We start from the raw sequence: 822 nt of genomic DNA, 5'->3' as shown, positions 1-822 counted from the left end.
GTGCAAGAAAAAGCAGCTAAGAGCAATTCATGGCGTTGAGGTGAGCAAAATTTCTAGCGTCACATTTTATCTTCAGTCGTATGATACAGAAGCACATCGTGACCGATATTTTGAGCAAATTCACGATTTAGAAACGTTAGTCTTAGAGTATGGTATGTCACGTCTGAAATTAATTAGCGGTTTGCTTAAACAGCATCGATTGCTTTCAATTCAATCCTATCGATATCTTTCGATCAACCATTTCCAGGCGTTATCGCCACCTTGCCCTATTTGTTTCGCACTGAGCGTATGGCTAATGCTTATGTTTACATTAACGTCTCACTTCCACAGTGCTAAGGTGCTGGAGAAAAGCTTAGAAGAGATGACCCCTCTGTTCCTTAAACAAACCGGATGGGCTGGTTGCTACACGCTTATACAACGACTCGTCAAAGCATTCACTATCGTTCCCTTATTTGAAAGTCATGCGCTCCGTCACTTTATTGTACCTCGTGCATTCGATGCTTTGCTCTATGCCCTGCTTCGATATGCTATTCATTTTCAACAAACTTTGAACACAAAGGATTTTGAGTACTCGCAGACCTACAGGCTAAAACACGGTGATGAATACGAGACCGAAGATCTAGTATCGATCGCCTCATTTTCTGGATCTGCAGACGAGTTATCATTCTGTTTATCCAAAGAAGATGTACTAAATAAGATCAAAGCATTAGATTGGCCGGCAATAGAAGCTTGCAAATGTGGTCTATTTCAACAAGAGTACCGTTCTTTAGCCCCTCCCATGTTGACAGTGTTTAATGATGTATTGGATCTAGATACGTGCCG

General features: G+C 41.5%; 1 protein-coding gene. It reads left to right on the top strand.

Annotation, left to right across the window (positions count from 1 at the left end; translation table 11 throughout):
• Positions 1–154: 154 nt before the first annotated feature.
• Positions 155–822, top strand: a 668-nt coding sequence (locus A3735_RS21290; protein WP_156499805.1) for a hypothetical protein, incomplete at its 3' end; no start/stop codon positions are given.

This window comes from Oleiphilus sp. HI0061 (assembly GCF_001635675.1).
The sequence above is the reverse complement of the archived record's forward strand: the minus strand, read 5'-3'. Positions and strand labels throughout refer to the sequence as shown.